The sequence below is a fragment of the Micromonospora radicis genome (genome assembly GCF_003583405.1).
Lineage (GTDB): Bacteria > Actinomycetota > Actinomycetes > Mycobacteriales > Micromonosporaceae > Micromonospora > Micromonospora radicis.
Map to the genome: position 1 here is coordinate 74,323 of NZ_QXEC01000003.1, position 15,367 is coordinate 89,689.

13 protein-coding genes, 2 pseudogenes and 1 riboswitch are annotated in these 15,367 nt (G+C 72.3%); of the genes and pseudogenes, 5 read left to right on the top strand and 10 right to left on the bottom strand.

Translation table 11 applies throughout. The annotated features are described in order from the left end of the window. Positions 1-24: 24 nt before the first annotated feature. Together D2L64_RS05100 and D2L64_RS05110 are read right to left on the bottom strand one after the other, a co-directional pair. Positions 25-387 (bottom strand): GntR family transcriptional regulator, encoded by a 363-nt coding sequence (locus D2L64_RS05100; protein WP_119573531.1) that lies wholly within the window; start codon positions 385-387, stop codon positions 25-27. Between the two features lie 294 nt (positions 388-681). Beyond that, on the bottom strand, positions 682-1,050 hold the full coding sequence (locus D2L64_RS05110) for a hypothetical protein (protein ID WP_147376184.1): 369 nt from the start codon (positions 1,048-1,050) through the stop codon (positions 682-684). A gap of 439 nt (positions 1,051-1,489) precedes the next feature. Here D2L64_RS05110 and D2L64_RS05115 point away from each other — a divergent pair, with 439 nt between their 5' ends. After that, on the top strand, positions 1,490-2,074 hold the full coding sequence (locus D2L64_RS05115; protein ID WP_119573533.1) for a hypothetical protein: 585 nt from the start codon (positions 1,490-1,492) through the stop codon (positions 2,072-2,074). A 71-nt stretch (positions 2,075-2,145) separates the two neighbouring features. Here D2L64_RS05115 and metE read toward each other — a convergent pair whose 3' ends face one another. Beyond that, entirely contained in the window at positions 2,146-4,383 is a 2,238-nt protein-coding gene (gene metE / locus D2L64_RS05120) for a 5-methyltetrahydropteroyltriglutamate--homocysteine S-methyltransferase (RefSeq protein ID WP_119573534.1), read from the bottom strand. Between the two features lie 112 nt (positions 4,384-4,495). After that, positions 4,496-4,706: riboswitch (cobalamin riboswitch) on the bottom strand. Positions 4,707-4,781: 75 nt separating this feature from the next. On the opposite strand from metE, the pseudogene D2L64_RS05125 reads away from it, so the two are divergent. Beyond that, positions 4,782-5,000, top strand: a pseudogene (locus tag D2L64_RS05125) (VOC family protein); the annotation flags it as partial. A gap of 30 nt (positions 5,001-5,030) precedes the next feature. On the opposite strand, the gene D2L64_RS28455 reads toward D2L64_RS05125, so the two are convergent. From D2L64_RS28455 to D2L64_RS05140, 3 genes and pseudogenes are all read right to left on the bottom strand, one after another. Beyond that, positions 5,031-5,750, bottom strand: coding sequence for a DinB family protein (locus D2L64_RS28455; RefSeq protein WP_119573680.1), 720 nt, complete (start codon positions 5,748-5,750; stop codon positions 5,031-5,033). 141 nt (positions 5,751-5,891) lie between these two features. Continuing rightward, positions 5,892-6,419: pseudogene (locus D2L64_RS28460) on the bottom strand (AAA family ATPase); the annotation flags it as partial. 9 nt (positions 6,420-6,428) lie between these two features. Next, positions 6,429-8,489: an ATP-binding cassette domain-containing protein gene (locus D2L64_RS05140; protein WP_119573535.1), complete on the bottom strand. Its 2,061-nt coding sequence runs from the start codon at positions 8,487-8,489 to the stop codon at positions 6,429-6,431. 405 nt (positions 8,490-8,894) lie between these two features. Here D2L64_RS05140 and D2L64_RS05145 point away from each other — a divergent pair, with 405 nt between their 5' ends. Beyond that, positions 8,895-9,395, top strand: coding sequence for a hypothetical protein (locus D2L64_RS05145; protein WP_233558776.1), 501 nt, complete (start codon positions 8,895-8,897; stop codon positions 9,393-9,395). A gap of 202 nt (positions 9,396-9,597) precedes the next feature. Further along, positions 9,598-9,960 (top strand): ArsR/SmtB family transcription factor, encoded by a 363-nt coding sequence (locus D2L64_RS05150; protein ID WP_119573536.1) that lies wholly within the window; start codon positions 9,598-9,600, stop codon positions 9,958-9,960. A gap of 165 nt (positions 9,961-10,125) precedes the next feature. Here D2L64_RS05150 and D2L64_RS05155 read toward each other — a convergent pair whose 3' ends face one another. The 4 genes from D2L64_RS05155 to D2L64_RS27035 all read right to left on the bottom strand — a co-directional run bounded on the left by D2L64_RS05155 (position 10,126) and on the right by D2L64_RS27035 (position 13,899). Then, positions 10,126-12,279 carry an APC family permease gene (locus D2L64_RS05155; RefSeq protein WP_119573537.1) on the bottom strand — a complete coding sequence of 718 codons (2,154 nt, stop codon included), beginning with the start codon at positions 12,277-12,279 and terminating at the stop codon, positions 10,126-10,128. A gap of 123 nt (positions 12,280-12,402) precedes the next feature. After that, entirely contained in the window at positions 12,403-13,416 is a 1,014-nt protein-coding gene (locus tag D2L64_RS05160; protein WP_199714417.1) for a cupin-like domain-containing protein, read from the bottom strand. Beyond that, positions 13,413-13,571: a hypothetical protein gene (locus D2L64_RS27205; protein ID WP_158603448.1), complete on the bottom strand. Its 159-nt coding sequence runs from the start codon at positions 13,569-13,571 to the stop codon at positions 13,413-13,415. The genes D2L64_RS05160 and D2L64_RS27205 overlap by 4 nt, the downstream gene beginning before the upstream one ends. Positions 13,572-13,689: 118 nt before the next feature. Then, positions 13,690-13,899 carry a hypothetical protein gene (locus tag D2L64_RS27035; RefSeq protein WP_147376185.1) on the bottom strand — a complete coding sequence of 70 codons (210 nt, stop codon included), beginning with the start codon at positions 13,897-13,899 and terminating at the stop codon, positions 13,690-13,692. A gap of 217 nt (positions 13,900-14,116) precedes the next feature. Between D2L64_RS27035 and nhaA the strand changes: the two genes are divergently transcribed. Then, a complete protein-coding gene (gene nhaA, locus D2L64_RS05165; protein ID WP_199714418.1) occupies positions 14,117-15,361 on the top strand; it encodes a Na+/H+ antiporter NhaA in 1,245 nt (414 codons plus the stop codon). The last annotated feature ends 6 nt before the right edge of the window (positions 15,362-15,367 follow it).

The window sequence follows — 15,367 nt, forward strand, 5'->3', positions numbered from 1 at the left end:
CGCGGCGGGGATGCGCCGAACCGCTCACGACGCTGACCGGCCCAGTGCCGCCCGGACGATCCGAATCGCCTCGGTGGGGTCGATACCGAGGCTGGAGACCACCGCGGCGTAGTCGCGGGCGGCCCGGTGGGCCTGTTCGAGGGCCTGCTCGCCGGCCGCCGAGACGAACGATCCGGCCCGCCCCCGGGTCTCGATCAGACCGGCCTCCTCCAGTTCCCGGTACGCCCGAGCGACGGTGTTCACGGCCAGGCCGAGGTCGGCCGCGAGGCGGCGGATCGGCGGCAGTCTGGTGCCGACGGCGAGCGAGCGATCCTGGATCTGCCTCGCGAACTGGGCGCGCAGCTGCGCGTACGGCGGCGTCGACGAGGCCGCGTCGATGACGATCATCGGGCCGGCCGCGGCTGATCCGGCTGGCGCATGGCACCACCTCCAACTGCCTCATGACAATGGTCACCGGATCCGACGACGTCAACACGCCACGTCAGGCGTCGCTTGGTCCGGGCGTCCAACCGGTCTGCTATGCCCACCCGTCAGCCCGCCGAATGATGTTCCAGACGAACGGGCCCTTCGCCTCGACGTAGGCCCGGCGGTCGTGGCGGAACTGTTCCGCACATCGGCGCTTGAACTGAGGCGTACGCACTCCGGCAGCCGACCGCCGACGTCCCGTCGCCGCTGGCGCGGCTACGGGTTCTGTAGCAGGTCCAGCAGTCGGATGACCAGGGGAATCAGCGCGATGCCCAGCAGCCCGACCGCCGCCGCGACGGTTCCGGAACGGATCGGGCCGGCCGTCCAGGTGGCGCTACGCATCCGGATCGCCATGAGCACGATGCCGATCGTGCTGCCCAACACGAAGCCGAGCGCCCCGTAGGCGATGGCGGCGAACACGATCAGGTCTTCCCAGCCGTCGACGCCCGTCCTGGCCTGCCAGGCGACCCAGCCGACGAAGGCGAGGAACAACAGCGCGTACCAGGCGGGAACAGTGACGATAGCGGCGACCCGGTCACGGGTACTGCGGTGCGCGGCGGGAACCGGAGCCTCGGGTGCGGTCATGCCGTAACTGTGGACGCCGACGGCCAGTCGACGCATGAGTAGCGCTACCCAACTTCGCCCCGCGTCCGGATGGCGACAGCGACGGGCGTGCGTCAACGGCCCCGGGTCAGCCGGCCCCGGCAGCCAGCGCCAGGCTGAGGACCGTCGATGTTGCCGGAGCGGGTCCCGGCGTGCTGGAATGACACACATCGCCGCAGCGCGGGGGCAAACGCGCTGAGACACGGCCAGCACGGGAGCATCGCAGTGCCGGCAGCGCGCGCTCGGCAGGCCCTCGCGCGCCGCATCGCCGGGCCATCGCCACGGCGGCGGGAACATGTCCGCGCCGTCCACACCCTCCGGTACGTGTCCCCGCGACGCCTGAACGGCGCCACGTGGATACGCCGGAGCGTCCGATGCGGTCTGCCAGCGCACCAGAACCGGCGACGAGGTGAAAGCGATCATGGTTTCCCGAGCAGATCTCGCGGGATGGCTCCGCCACCGCTACCTGTGGGCGGCGGTGACCCTGCTGGCGGTGTCGATCACCGCGGTGGCACTGGTCAGGTCGGCCGACTCGAAGGCGCAGCCGGCGGACCTGCGGGCCCAGGTCACCACCTGGATGCGGACGACGCTCGAACAGGCGGACCCGGAGCAACACCAGCATGCCGGGCACGACGTCCCGCAGACCGGCACCGAGGAACAGACGGAGCCGGCGGTGATCTGCGGGGTGCACGTCTACGGCTACGAACCGGCCGCCGCCGACACGCTCGCCGACGTACGAACCGTGTACGGCTTCCACCTGTGCGGGATCGCCGAGCAGAAGCGCCCCTGGGACTGGGCGGTCAAACTCGCCGGTCCGGTGATCATGGACCCGTCCACCGATCCGCCGGGCATCCAGGTGGTCGAGGCGACCGAGGACGTCATCTTCGTCGACCGGCTGCGGGAGATGTTCCCAACCCAGTACGCCGAGCCGGCGCTCAAGGAGGCCCTGGATCCGTCGGAGATGGCCGAGCTGCGCCGCCGATACGAGGCCGCAGCCGGGCTCTGAGCTGCGCCAGGCGGGAGACCGCCTGGCGTCGCGCCGGGTGGTCGCGTGCGGGACCACCCGGCGCGCTCGGGTCAGCTCTCGCGGACGGTCACGGCGGCCGCGACCAGGTGCCGCAGGGACGCCTCGACCTCGGGGTAGGACCGGGTCTTCAGGCCGCAGTCCGGGTTCACCCACAACCGTCGGGCCGGTACGGCCGCGACGGCCCGGCGCAGCGCCTCGACCACCTCGTCGCGGGGCGGCACCCGGGGCGAGTGGATGTCCCACACCCCCGGTCCGACGCCCCGGGCGTACCCGATCCCGGCGAGGTCGTCGAGCACCTCCATCTTGGAGCGGGACGCCTCGATGCTGGTGACGTCGGCGTCGAGCGCGTCGATGGCGGTGATCACCTCGCCGAACTCGGAGTAGCACAGGTGGGTGTGGATCTGGGTGTCGTCGGCGACGCCGCTGGTGGCCAGCCGGAACGCGCCGACCGCCCAGTCGAGGTACGCCTGCTGATCGGCCCGACGCAGCGGCAGTGTCTCGCGCAGCGCCGGTTCGTCGACCTGGATGACCCGGATCCCGGCGGCCTCCAGATCCCGGCACTCGTCGCGCAGGGCCAGCGCGACCTGGTCGGCGGTGTCGGCGAGCGGCTGGTCGGCACGGACGAACGACCACGCCAGGATGGTGACCGGGCCGGTGAGCATGCCCTTGACCGGCTTGCTGGTCAACGACTGCGCGTAGGTGGACCACTCGACCGTCATCGGCGCGCGGCGCGCCACGTCCCCGTAGATGATCGGCGGGCGTACGCAGCGGGAGCCGTACGACTGCACCCAGCCCTGTGCGGTGGCGGCGAAACCGTCGAGCTGCTCCCCGAAGTACTGCACCATGTCGTTGCGTTCCGGTTCACCGTGCACCAGCACATCCAGGCCCAGCCGCTCCTGGAGCCGGACGACGTGCTCGACCTCGGCGCGCATCCGCCGGACGTATCCGGCCTCGTCGAGGTCGCCCGCGCGATGCGCGGCACGTGCCCGGCGCAGCTCGCTGGTCTGCGGGAACGACCCGATCGTGGTGGTCGGCAGCTCCGGCAGGCCCAACCGTTCCTGCTGCCGGACCGCCCGGCTCGGGTAGTCACCGCGGCGCCGGTCGGTGGGGCGCAGCGCGGCGAGTCGCCCACGGACGTCGTCGTGGCGCCACGCGGCCGGGGCGGGCGGCAGCGGTGCGGGTAGCGCGGTGGTGCCGTCGCGCAGGGCGCGGCCGAGCAGGACGACCTCGTCGACCTTCTGCCGGGCGAACGCGAGCCGCTCGGCCAGCCGGGGATCGAGGCCGGTCTCGGCGGCCAGGTCGACCGGCACGTGCAGCAGCGAACAGGAGGTGGCGACGACGACGTGGTCGGCCAGGCCGGCGACCGTCGCGCCGGCCGCGACGGCGGCCCGCAGGTCGGTACGCCAGATGTTGCGCCCGTCGACCAGCCCGGCGACGACCGTCCGGCCACCCAGCGGGCCGGCGGCGGCGAGCCGGTGCAGGTTGCCCGGCCCGGCGACCAGGTCCAGCCCGACGGCCTCGACCGGGGTGTCCAGCAGGGCCGGCAGCGCGTCACCGAGTTCACCGAAGTAGGTGGCGACGAAGATGCGGGGCCGGTCCGCGAGCGCACCGAGCCGGGTGTAGGCCCGCCGCAACGCGTCGATCTCGGCCGGGCTGCGGTCGGCGACGTAGGCCGGCTCGTCCAGCTGCACCCAGGCCACCCCCGCCCCGGCCAGCGCGGTGAGAATCTCGGCGTACGTCTCGACCAGGTCGTCGAGGCGGGCGAACGGGTCGTCGCCCTTGGCCAGCAACAGGAACGTGGCCGGGCCGACGAGTACCGGTCGGGTGGTGATGCCCAGCTCGCGCGCCTCGGCGTACTCCCTGAGCGCCTTCGCCGGGTCGGCGGTGAAGACGGTGCCGGCGTCGATCTCCGGCACCAGGTAGTGGTAGTTGGTGTCGAACCACTTGGTCAGCTCCAGCGCCGGCTCGGCGTCGACGCCGCGGGCCATCGCGAAGTAGGTGTCCAGCGCGGACAGGCCCAGTCGGGTGAACCGGGAGGGGACCGCCCCGACGGCGACGGCGGTGTCGAGCACCTGGTCGTAGTAGGAGAAGGTGTTCGACGGGATCGCGTCGAGGCGGGCGTCGCGCAGCGTCCGCCAGACCTCGGCTCGTAGCCGCGCGGCGGTGCTCTCCAGGGTGTCCGCGTCGACGGTTCCGGCCCAGTACGCCTCGACGGCCTTCTTCAGCTCACGGTCGCCGCCGATGCGCGGATAGCCGAGCACGGTGCTCTGCCCGAATGCGGTGTGCAACAGGGGGTCCTTCCCTCGAAGTGCCCGGCGGGCACGGGCAGGGGAAGGCGGGTACGCCACGGTACCGGCTTCCGCCCTGGCCCTCCCGAGAGGCCGCCGGCGGCGCACACCGGCGGTGTGCGCAGTGCCGGCAGGTCTTCGGACTCGTGGGCATGACACCAGGTCGCCTACTGGCCGTCGCTTCCCAGACCTCGCGGTCCAGTGCTCTGTTGACGGCGGTCGTTCCCACTCACCGCTGCGGGGCAGTCCCGGTCTCGCACCGGGTTCCCTCTTACGACGTCCCGCCCTCACGGACGGGACGAACCAGCACCACCGGCCATGGTACGGCCGCCCGACGGCGTCCGGGTCCAGGTGTCCGCCGTACGGGACAGTGTCGGGATGCCCGACGTCACCGCGGGCGCGTTGCCGAAGGGAAGGTCGTCAAGAACCGGCTGCACCTCGATGTACGGGTCGGCACCGGGCTGGTGGGTGAAGAGCGGCTGGCCGCGCTCGAGGCCGACTGCGCACGGCTGATCCCGCTCGGTGCGCAACGCGTACGGCTCCTGCGCGCCGATGGCGAGAACGAGTCGTGTCTCGTGATGCGGGACGTCGAGGGCAACGAGTTCTGTCTCGACTGAGCGGCACCGGTCGGACGGCGTGTGGTGAGGCTACTGCTGGGCGGCGAGGTCGCGCAGGGCGAAGCGGAGGTGCTCCCACTCCTCCCCCATGATCACGTGGAGGCACCGCAGGACCGACACGTCGTGCTCGGTCGACCAGGGGTGCTGCCGAAGCTCGGCGAGCAGCCGCGGCGTGACACCGGCGAGGAAGTCACGCATCATGGCCTGCCGGTCGGCGCGCAGTTCGAGCACCTCGGCGAAGGTCGGCCGGGTCACGGCGAAGATCGACATGTCGAATCCGTCCGTCTCGTACTCCGCGTGGGGCTGCCCGAGCGGATGGACGGGCTGCGGCAGCCGCAAGACCGTCCTGCCGAGCCAGATGTCGGTGGCGAACGCGAGGTGGCGCAGGGTCTGCGCGAACGACCACTCGTCGTCGACCGAGACGTCCACGGCACCCGCGGGCATGGTCCCGACCTGGTCGACCGCAGCCGCCCAGGCCCGCTCGATCGCAGCCCAGGCCGACCGCAGGGCGTCCGGATGCTCGGCGCGCCTCAGCTCACGGCCGGGGAAGCGTCGGTCGAGTTCGGCCTCGACGAGCGGCACCACGTCGACACCGTTGACCAGTAGCGCGCCGTCGGCGAGCCACGGCGCGTCGATATCGAGGTCCCGAACCTCGACGCCGCGCAGTACCGCCCCGGCGAGCGTCGAGTTCCTGAACCGGGCACCACGCAGGTCCCGGTCGGTGAAGGTGGTGCCGTCGTCCTGGGTCACGCGTGGCTCCTCCGGTGAGCGATTCGCGACGATGGTAGGTGTCGGGTGTGACGCCGGGCAGCGGCCGGCCGGAGCAGCGTCGGCATCGCGGGCGCACCGCCGGCAGCGCCGGGGACACGGGGTCAGCGGTGTCGCGACGGTGAGGCCGCTGAGGTGCAGGATCGTGCTGACCGTCTGTTCGAAGGTGCTGGTCTCGGGGATGACCGTCTCGTCGGCAGCGCCGAGCAGGTCGTGACGGGTGTACCAGGTGCGCATCTCGTCGGGGGTGACCGGGATCGGCTCGACGCGGCGGAGGTGACGGCGCACGGTCTCGTCGAAGGACACGTCCAGATAGAAGATCGCCGTCGGCCCGGGATGGCTCTCGATGAGCTGGTGCAGCACGGTGGCGTAGCGCTCGGTGTGCAGGATACCTTCGAGGACGACGTGGTAGCCCAGGTCGAGGGCGGTACGGGCGGTCGCGGCGATGAAGGCGGGAGCGACCGGGTCGATGTGGACGCTGTCGTGTTCGCGGAGCACGGTTCGGCGTAGGTGGTCCTGTTCCAGCAGCGCGGCTCCGCGTCCGAAGCGTCGGCGCACCTCGCGGGCCGTCGTCGTCTTCCCGCTGCCGGAGTTGCCGCGGATGATCACCAGTGTCGGCGCGGTGGTCGCCGCGGGGTCCACAGCTGACATCGTCGGCCTTCAGGCGGAGGCGGGTTGGCGGGGTAGCGTCGCGGCGGCCCCGGGGGTGGTGTCGTAGCCGGCGGCCTGGAGGGTGAACAGGTCGGCGTACCGGCCGCCGGTGCTCATCAGGTGGTCGTGGGTGCCGGCTTCGACGAGTCGGCCATGGTGCAGGACGTAGATGCGGTCGGCGTGCCGGACGTTGGCCAGGCGGTGGGTGATGAGGATGGTGATGCCCCGTCCCTGCCGGTCCCGGATGGCCTGGAACAGGGCGTCCTCGGCCCGGGGGTCGAGGGCGGAGGATGGCTCGTCCATGATGAGCACGTCGGCGTCGCGCAGGAAGCCGCGCGCGGCGGTGATCCGCTGCCACTGCCCGCCGGAGAGGTCCTGACCACCGGCGAAGGTACGGTCGAGCAGGGTCTCGTAGCCGTGGGGCAGTTCGCGGATCATGTCGTGGGCGACCGCGCGGGCGGCGGCGGCCTCGATGCGGTCCGGGCCGGGCGTGGTGGTGATGTCGCCGATCGCGATGTTCGTTGCGGCGGTGAACGGCCACTTGTGGTACTCCTGCGTCACGACGGCGATCCTGGCCCGTAGCGTGTCGGTGCCCCAGGCGTGGGCGGGCCGGTGGTTGTAGCGCACGGTGCCGGCGGTGGGGGTACGCAGGGTGGCGATCATCGCGGCGAGGGTCGACTTGCCGGAGCCGTTCTCCCCGACGAACGCCACCGTCTGCCCCGCCTCGATGGACAGGCTCACCTCGTCGACGGCGGCCGTGTCGCGGTCGGGATAGCGCAGGCTGACCGCGTCCACGCTGATCTCCCGCAGTCGCTCCGGCATCGGGGGCGGCGCCACCGGATCGGCGGGCGGCGAGTCGGCGGGATCAGCGGTCGAGGCCAGGTCGGCGCGCTCGGTGGCCGGCGGCAGGTCGGCGGAGTCTGCCAGGTCGGCAGCCGGCGGCAGGTGGTCGATGGCGCGGGTCATGAAGCCGGTGTAGTCGCGGAAGTGTTGCCCCTCGGTGTAGACGCGGTCGACCTGGAACGTGACCACGGCGAGGGAGCGTTGCGCGGCCTGCACGGCGATGACGCACGTCGCGGCGGCGGCGAGTGGGATCTGCCCGTCGATCAGCAGCAGTCCCAGCAGTACGTAGACCACGGCGGTGGCGATCCCGCCGATCATCGCGCCGACCGTGGTGGTCGTGGTGACCCGCCGGGCCAGTGCGAGTTGGATGCCGGTCTCGACGCTCATGACCCGGTCGTACTGGTCGAGCAGGAAACTTCGCAGCCCGTAGGAACGCAGCTCCGGGGCCGAGTCCCGTTCGGCCATCAGCCGGTGCAGCAGCCACAACCGGCGGCGTCGGACCGACCCGGCGGCGTAGGTCTGGTAGCGCAGGTGCCCGGCGCGCAGCGACGCCCAACCGTTCGGCACGGTGGCCACCAGCAGGGCGAGCAGCAGCAGCGGATGGACCACCACGACGGCCACCGCGACGGCGAGGACACCGGCCAGACCGGCGAGCAGGTTCATCGAGGCCTGCACCAGGCCGGTGGTGGAGTTCGCGCCGCGCGAGGCGCGTTCCATGTCGTCGGCGAACGCGTCGGCGTCGAACGCCTCCAACCGCACCGCCGTGGTCACCTCGAACAGGCCGCGCTCGACCTCCCGGTCGACCTTCGGGGAGAGGCCGTTCTGGGCGTACCCCATCGCGGCGGCGAGTCCGGCGCGCAGCGCGGTCACCGCGGCCAACGCCACCAGGGCGGGCAGTGCGGCGAGTACCTTGTCCGCGGTCGGGCCACCGGCGAACAGTTCCACCAGCACCCGTTGCGCGGCCAACAGCCCGAAGGCCGACATGACCCCGGCACCGATCGTGGCGGCCGCGACGATCGACGTCCGGACCCGGTCGGCACGCCAGCTGACCACGAGCGCGGACCAGACCAGGCGCGGCAGTTCGGAGAAGACGGCGAACAGGCCGGCCTGGGCCCGCGCCCGTACGCCGGTCTCCCACCACATCTCGCGCAGCTCCGGCAGGGCCGATTTCCACTGGGGCGGGGGTGCGGCGACGGGTTCCTGCTCCGAGCGGGCCGGATCGGGCATGGTGGTTCCTCCCAGCGGGTGCGGGCATGGAGGTGTTCGGTGGGCGGCGCGGGCGCCATCGCCCCGCCGGTGCGGTCGGCCGGTGTCGCCGGGTAGCTGGTGCCGGAAGAGAAACCGCCCGATCACGTGCGGTGTTCGGAGGGCATGCAGGGACGGTAGGACGCGACCGGGTCGACACGCCCGTAACGCCGTGCGCCGACATTGTCGGCAACTGCCGACACCGCTGCGACACGCCACCGGCACGGCCGGACGTCGCTACCCCGCTCTGCCGCCCGTGGGCGCCATGGCCTGGGCGTTCATCGGCTCGCCCGGGCAGCCGGGCGGGTGGCGGCGGCTCGGAAAGTGTCGGTGGGGGTCGCTATCGTGCCGGCCAATCGTGACCGCGTCGACCGGGGGGTGGCAGCGATGGGCGACCACGACGAGGTCATCGCCGCACCTATTGACTGGGCAACTGAGGGATCCCTAGCGCTACCGGCCGAAGGCCTTCCGTGGCGCTGGGGCGTCGCGACCCTGCCGGGTCTGCCGGAGCTGCCGTCGGCGCCCAAGGCACCGATCATGCCCGACACCGCGGCGCTGAGCGTCGACTCGCCGCAGACCCTCCTGCAGTCCGTCTCCGACGGGGTCGCGCCGGGCGGCTACGCGGCGCTGCCGAAGAACACGGTCAAGATCAAGAAGGTCAGTCGGAACTCCTCGAAGGTCTCGGTGGAACTGCAGGTGAAGCAGGCCGGCACCGCCCGGGTCTTCATCTGGGACGGCGAGCGGGTCGTGGCACAGACCACGGCCGACCTGACCAAGAAGCACACCCTGACCCTGCCGCTGAACGGTCCCCTGCCGGCCGGCACGTCGCTGCTCGTCTCCTACGAGCGCGGCGACGCCACCACCGGCCTCGCTCACCGGCTGAGCTGACGGCAACGGGCACCACACCGATCTGACGCACCACCCCGATGGGCCGGACCGCGAGGTCCGGCCCATCGGCGTCCGCCGGGGTCCGATCAGTGCCGGCGACAGGGCCACAGCTGCTCGCGGTGGCGCGGGTGCGGCAATCCGACGGCGGTGGTGTCCTCGTTTCTCCCAACCAATCGATGGTGTTGGTGGAACGATGTAGGACGTGGGAACTGCGAAAACAACTGGGCCAGCCGTCTCGCCACTGACCGGTGAGCCGATCAAGCGTGCCGACGCCGAACGGCTCGCGGGAGTTCTGAAGGCGTTCGCCGACCCGGCCCGACTACGGCTACTCAGCCTGATCCAGGCTGCTCCGGACGGCGAGGCGTCGGTGAGTGACCTCACCGCACCGTTGGGGCTGTCTCAGCCGACGGTGAGCCATCACCTTCGGATCCTCACCGAGGCCGGCCTGCTCGAGCGCGACAAGCGGGGGGTCTGGGCGTACTACCGCCTGGTGCCGTCGGCGATCGCGGCGATCGCGGAGCTGTTGACGCCGCCCCGCAAGCGGGCGGCGAAGAAAACCCGCTGACCGGTACGGTCGGCGCGGTTCGGCGCTCGACCTTGGGCGGGCATCCGCCTCGCGGCGGTCCGTCCGGCATCGGTCGCAGATCCGGCCGGGCCGCCACCCGGGGCTCGACCCGGTGGCGGTGGCCCCGGACCGCCGTCGGGGTCCCGGTCTGCGGGCGCGAGGCGCTCAGCGGGTCAGGTGGGTGGGCATGCTGCTGACGACGATGCCCGGGTGCCGGCGCAGGGCCCGGCGCAGCCGCTGTTCGGTGCGGTAGTGCAGCAACCGCTGCCAGGGATGGTCGACCACCACGTCGGGGACGACCACGGTGAGGGTCAGGTCGGGGTGGTGCAGGCGCAGCGCGCTGGCGTACCCGGCGAGCGGTTGGATGACCACCCGGTGCGGTGACAGGATCGTCTCCAGCGGGATGTGGTCGCCCCAGGTGGTCCACTGCGCGCGGAACCGATCGGCCTCCTCCTGCTCGGGGCTGATGTGCAGCGCCAGCGCCGGCTGGCCGAGCGAGCCGACGTAGGCGAGGGTCCGCAGCGCCGCCTGGTTGAGGCGGGCCACCGGGACGAGGAAGAGATGCCGGACCTGCTGCGGGACGACCGCGGGCGGCTCGTCCGCGGCCGGCTCCGGTCCGCCGCGGCCGGTGGTCACCGGATGCAGGCCGAGGGTCTGCTCGACGTGGTCGTAGTGGCGGCGTACCCGGCGGAACAGGTAGATCAGCAGGGGTACGGCCAGCACCACCACCCAGGCTCCGGCGGTGAACTTCGTGATCGCGGCGGTCACCAGCACGACGGCCGACAGCGCGGCGCCGACAGCGTTGACGGTGGCGCGGCGCCGCCAGCCGGGTTGCCGGCGGTGTCGCCAGTGGTTGACCATGCCGGTCTGGGAGAGCGTGAAGGCGAGGAAGACGCCGACCGCGTAGAGCGGGATCAGGGAGTGCGTACGGCCGCCGAAGGCGACCAGGATCACCCCGGCGGCGACCGCGAGCGCAAGCAGCCCGTTGCTCAGCGCCAACCGGTCGCCCAGATGGAGGAAGCGGCGCGGTACGTAGCCGTCCCGGGCCATGAAGTACAGCAGGCGTGGTAGGTCGTTGAAGGCGGTGTTCGCCGCGAAGAGCAGCACCAGCGCGGTGGCGGCCTGGATGATCGCGTACCAGGGGCCGGTGGGGAACGTCAGCCGGGCGAGTTGGGACAGCAGGGTCTGGTCGGCACGGGGCACCAGTCCGTTGAGGTGGATCAGCAGGGTCAGGCCGGCGAAGAGCACGATCAGGATGCCGACCATCCAGGTGAGCACGGTGCGGGCGTTGCGCCACTCGGTCGGACGGAAGACCGGCACCGCGTTGGAGACCGCCTCGATGCCGGTCATCGAGGTCGCGCCGGAGGCGAAGGCCCGCAGCACCACCAGCAGACCGAGCCCTTCCACCGCGGGCGTCGGCGGGGCGGCGACGACGGTGAAACCACCGGCCGCGGAACGCGCGACCCCGACGGCGATCAGCCCGAGGACGGCGGCGAGGAAGAGATAGGTGGGTGCGGCGAAGACATGGCCGGCGGCCCGGATGCCGCGCAGGTTACCGGTCAGCAACACCCCGATCACCGCCAGCGCGAGCGGCACCCGGTACGGTCCGAGCCCCGGCAGCGCGGAGGTGACCGCGGCGACGCCGGCCGACACCGAGACCGACACCGTGAGCACGTAGTCGAGGACCAGCCCGGCCGCGGCGGCCAGACCCGCGCGCGGCCCGAGACTGTCGCTGGCCACCAGGTACGACCCGGCCCCGTGCGGGTAGGCGTACACGGTCTGCCGGTACGACGTACCGACGGCGATCATCAGCAGCACCAGGGCCGCCGCGATCGGCAACGACAGCCCGAGGGCGCCACTGCCGGCGAGGACCAGCACGGTCAGCATCGCCTCCGGCCCGTACGCCACCGAGGACAGCAGGTCGGAGGCGAGGACCGGTAACGCGACGAGTTTCGGCATCCGCTCGCGCAGGATCGACGCGCTGGCCAGCGGTCGACCGAGCAACACCCGGCGCAGTACGCCGACGGCCCGTCCCTCGGCGGTGTCCTGCCGTTCGGCGATCGGGGTGGCGGTCAGCCGGCCGGGCCCGTCGGGCAGGAACAGCATCCCGGCCCGATCCGCCGTGCCGGCCGGCCCGGAGCGAACCTCCCCCGACTGCGGGTCGACTGGCAGCGCGCGTACCGCGTCACCGACCTGCCAGCGGGCGCCGACCCGACGCAGCGCGCGCAGGTCGTCCGGGGGCAGCGGCGGCAGCTCGGCGGACGGGCTGAAGGTCGGCGACCCCGCGTCCCGTTCCGGGTCGTGCCCCGACGTGCCCACCGTGCCTCCGCCTCGCCCACGCTGCCAGCACCACCGACGATTCCAAAAACGCGGTGGCGGCAACGCCGATCGGCGGAACCCGCACGGTGGGCGGTCGAGGCTCGCTTGTGGGGAGCCGGGCTGTCACTCGTCGGCGCGCGCCGCCGGTGGGGTGGCCATCCGGTGGTTCTGGCCGGGTACCCGGAAGTGGTGGAAGGTGACCGTGGCGCTGAGGTCCAGCGCCTGCACCCAGTGCCACCAGCCGACCGGGATGAGCAGCATCTGCCCCGGTTCGAGCGTGGTCTCCAGCACCGTGGCCTCGGCGTAGCGGGGATACCGGTCGAGGTCCGGCCGGGCCGCGTCCACCGCGCTGAAGGTGCCGCCGCGCGGGTAGACCAGGTGCCGTTGGTACGACGGGACGAGCCGTACGTGCTTGCGGCCGAGTACCTGGCAGAGCAGCACCGAGCTGTTGTCGACGTGCAGCGGCGTCACCGTACCGGCCGGGCCGAGCAGCAGGTGCCCGCCGCCGGTGGGGTCGACCAGGTGCAGCGGTGGGCGGACGTCCTCGGCGAGGGGGCGCAGCGGGCCCGTCCAGTTCTCGTTACGCGGCACCATGTAGTAGTCGTTGGTGCGGGTGTGGGAGCCGAGCATCGCCAGGTACTCCCGGAACGGCATGGTGGTCCGGTGCCGGTCGTACTGCCAGGCGTGGTCGGGGTTGGCCTCCCGTCCGGTCATCACCTCGACCACCGCGTCCGGGCAGCGTTGCGCCATCCGGTCGAGGGTCCAGTCCCGTGCCGGCCAGTCGGCCATCAGGCCGTCGAGCACCACCGGACGGTTGCCGTAGTAGTACCGGGCGAAGAACTCCTCCGCGCCGAGGTCGGCACGGCGTTCCAGCTCCTGCCCGCCGTCGTCGTCGCGGAGCACCCGGTAGGTGTCGAGCAGCGACTCCATCCAGTCGTAGCGCAGCGCGAGCCGCCGGCAGACGGCGAAGTACGGGTGCGTGTCCAGCGCGGCCAGTTCGGCGTCGACGGCGGCGGCGTCCGCGCCCGCGGCGACGGCCGCCGCGCGGGCCTGCTCGGTGGGGACCCCCATCGCCAGGTTCTCGGCGAGCCACTCCCGCGCGGTGGTGAGCAGGCCCGGCGCGGCGGCCACGGTCACCGGGTCGCTCCGGTGGCCGGCGTGACGGTGCCGGTGCTGTCCGCGAAGGCGCCGGCCGGCGGCGGGGTGAGCTGGGGAGCCCGGGTGTACGCGGAGCAGTTGACGTAGGTGTTCTTGACGTGGGCCGGGATGTGCTCCGGCGAGTTGTCGGTCATGCCGGTAGTCAACCGGCGTGGCGTCCCCGCCGGCCAGGGACACCCGTCCCGGCCCGCCCGGGATCCGGTCCCACCGGGCCGGGCTGCCTGCACGGCCCTGCTCGACGTGGCGGGGCGGTCAGCGGTCGAGTTGCAGCCGGGCCCACGCGGTCATGGTCAACATGGCGAAGCCGGCCGGCACGACTGCAACGAGGGCGAGTTGTGCCATGCTCACGGTGTCGGGTTGCATCGCCCACAGGGCGGGTGCGGCGACCGGGAACCAGGCTCCGGTGCCGACGATCGCCATGAACTGTGCGATGACGATCAGGCCGATGGTGGCGACCAGCACCGCCCACAGCCGCCAACAATTCTCCGGTCGAGGAGACTCCGTCGCCCTTTCGCAGGAGACCGGCGCGGGCTGGAGTGATCGCGGATGGGCGGGGAAGCCTGCTGGGCCGTGTCGCCGCCGACCGGCACCCGACCGGCGTCGACCCGCGACGGAGGCCCCTGTGTCCGATACACGTCAGGCGTCCCGTTCAACGCGGCATGGGCGATTCGGCCGGTGGGTGTCGCTGGAGACGACGAGCGGTGCGCTGCTCCTCGGCGCGGCGGTGACCGCGCTGGTGGTGGCCAACTCCCCGTGGCGCGACCACTACCGCGCCCTGTCGAGGACGGTCGTCGGGCCCGCCGCGCTGCATCTGAACCTCTCCGTGTCGGCGTGGGCCGCGGACGGGCTGCTGGCGATCTTCTTCTTCGTGGTGGGCGTGGAGCTGAAACAGGAGATCGTCGCCGGGAGTCTGCGTCGGGTCGGCGAGGCCGCCGTCCCGGTGCTCGCGGCGGTCGGCGGCATGCTCGTACCCGCTGTCCTGTTCGTGGTCCTGGTGGTGGCGCTGGGTGACCCGTCGGCGCTGCGCGGATGGGCGATCCCCACCGCCACCGACATCGCGTTCGCCCTGGCGGTGCTGGCGATCTTCGGCCGGGGCCTGCCGGTCGCGCTGCGGACGTTCCTGCTGACCCTGGCGGTGGTCGACGACCTGTTGGCGATCATCGTGATCGCCGTGTTCTACACCGGCAGCCTCGACTGGGGTGCCCTTGCGCTCGCCGGTGCGGCGATAGCGGTGTTCGGGGTGGCCGCGCGTGCGGCGCGCCCCAGGTGGTGGCTGCTGCTGCCGATCGCGGTGCTGGCGTGGGGGTTCGTGCACGCCTCCGGAGTGCACGCGACGATCGCCGGGGTGCTGCTCGGGCTCTGCGTGGCCGCGGTTCCGGTGCACGGCGAACGCACCGCCCGCACGCAGCGGTTCGAACATGCCGTGCGGCCGGTGTCGTCGGGCTTCGCGCTGCCGGTGTTCGCGTTCTTCGCCGCCGGGGTCACCCTCGTCGACGGCGACGGCATCGGCGCGGTGTTCGCCCAGCCGGTGCTCCTCGCGATCGTCCTCGCCCTGGTGGGCGGCAAGCTCGTCGGTGTACTCGGGGTCACGGCGCTGGTCACGCGGTTCACCCGGCTCCGGCTGCCGGACGCGATCGGCGTCCGCGACCTGTTGCCGATCGGCTTCCTGACCGGCATCGGGTTCACCGTCGCGTTGCTCATCGCCGAACTGTCGTTCGCCGACTCGCTGCACACCGACGGCGCGAGGATCGGTGTGCTCACCGGTACGCTGCTGGCCGCGATCCTCGCTGCGGCGACCCTGCGCTGGGACGCGCGCAAGGCCCGGGACCGGGACATGAACCGCGACGGTGTCGTCGACCGCGACACCCGTCCGATCCGTGATCCCGCCGAGGAGGAGTCGGATCCGGGGTTCGGGGGCCGCTGAGCGAGG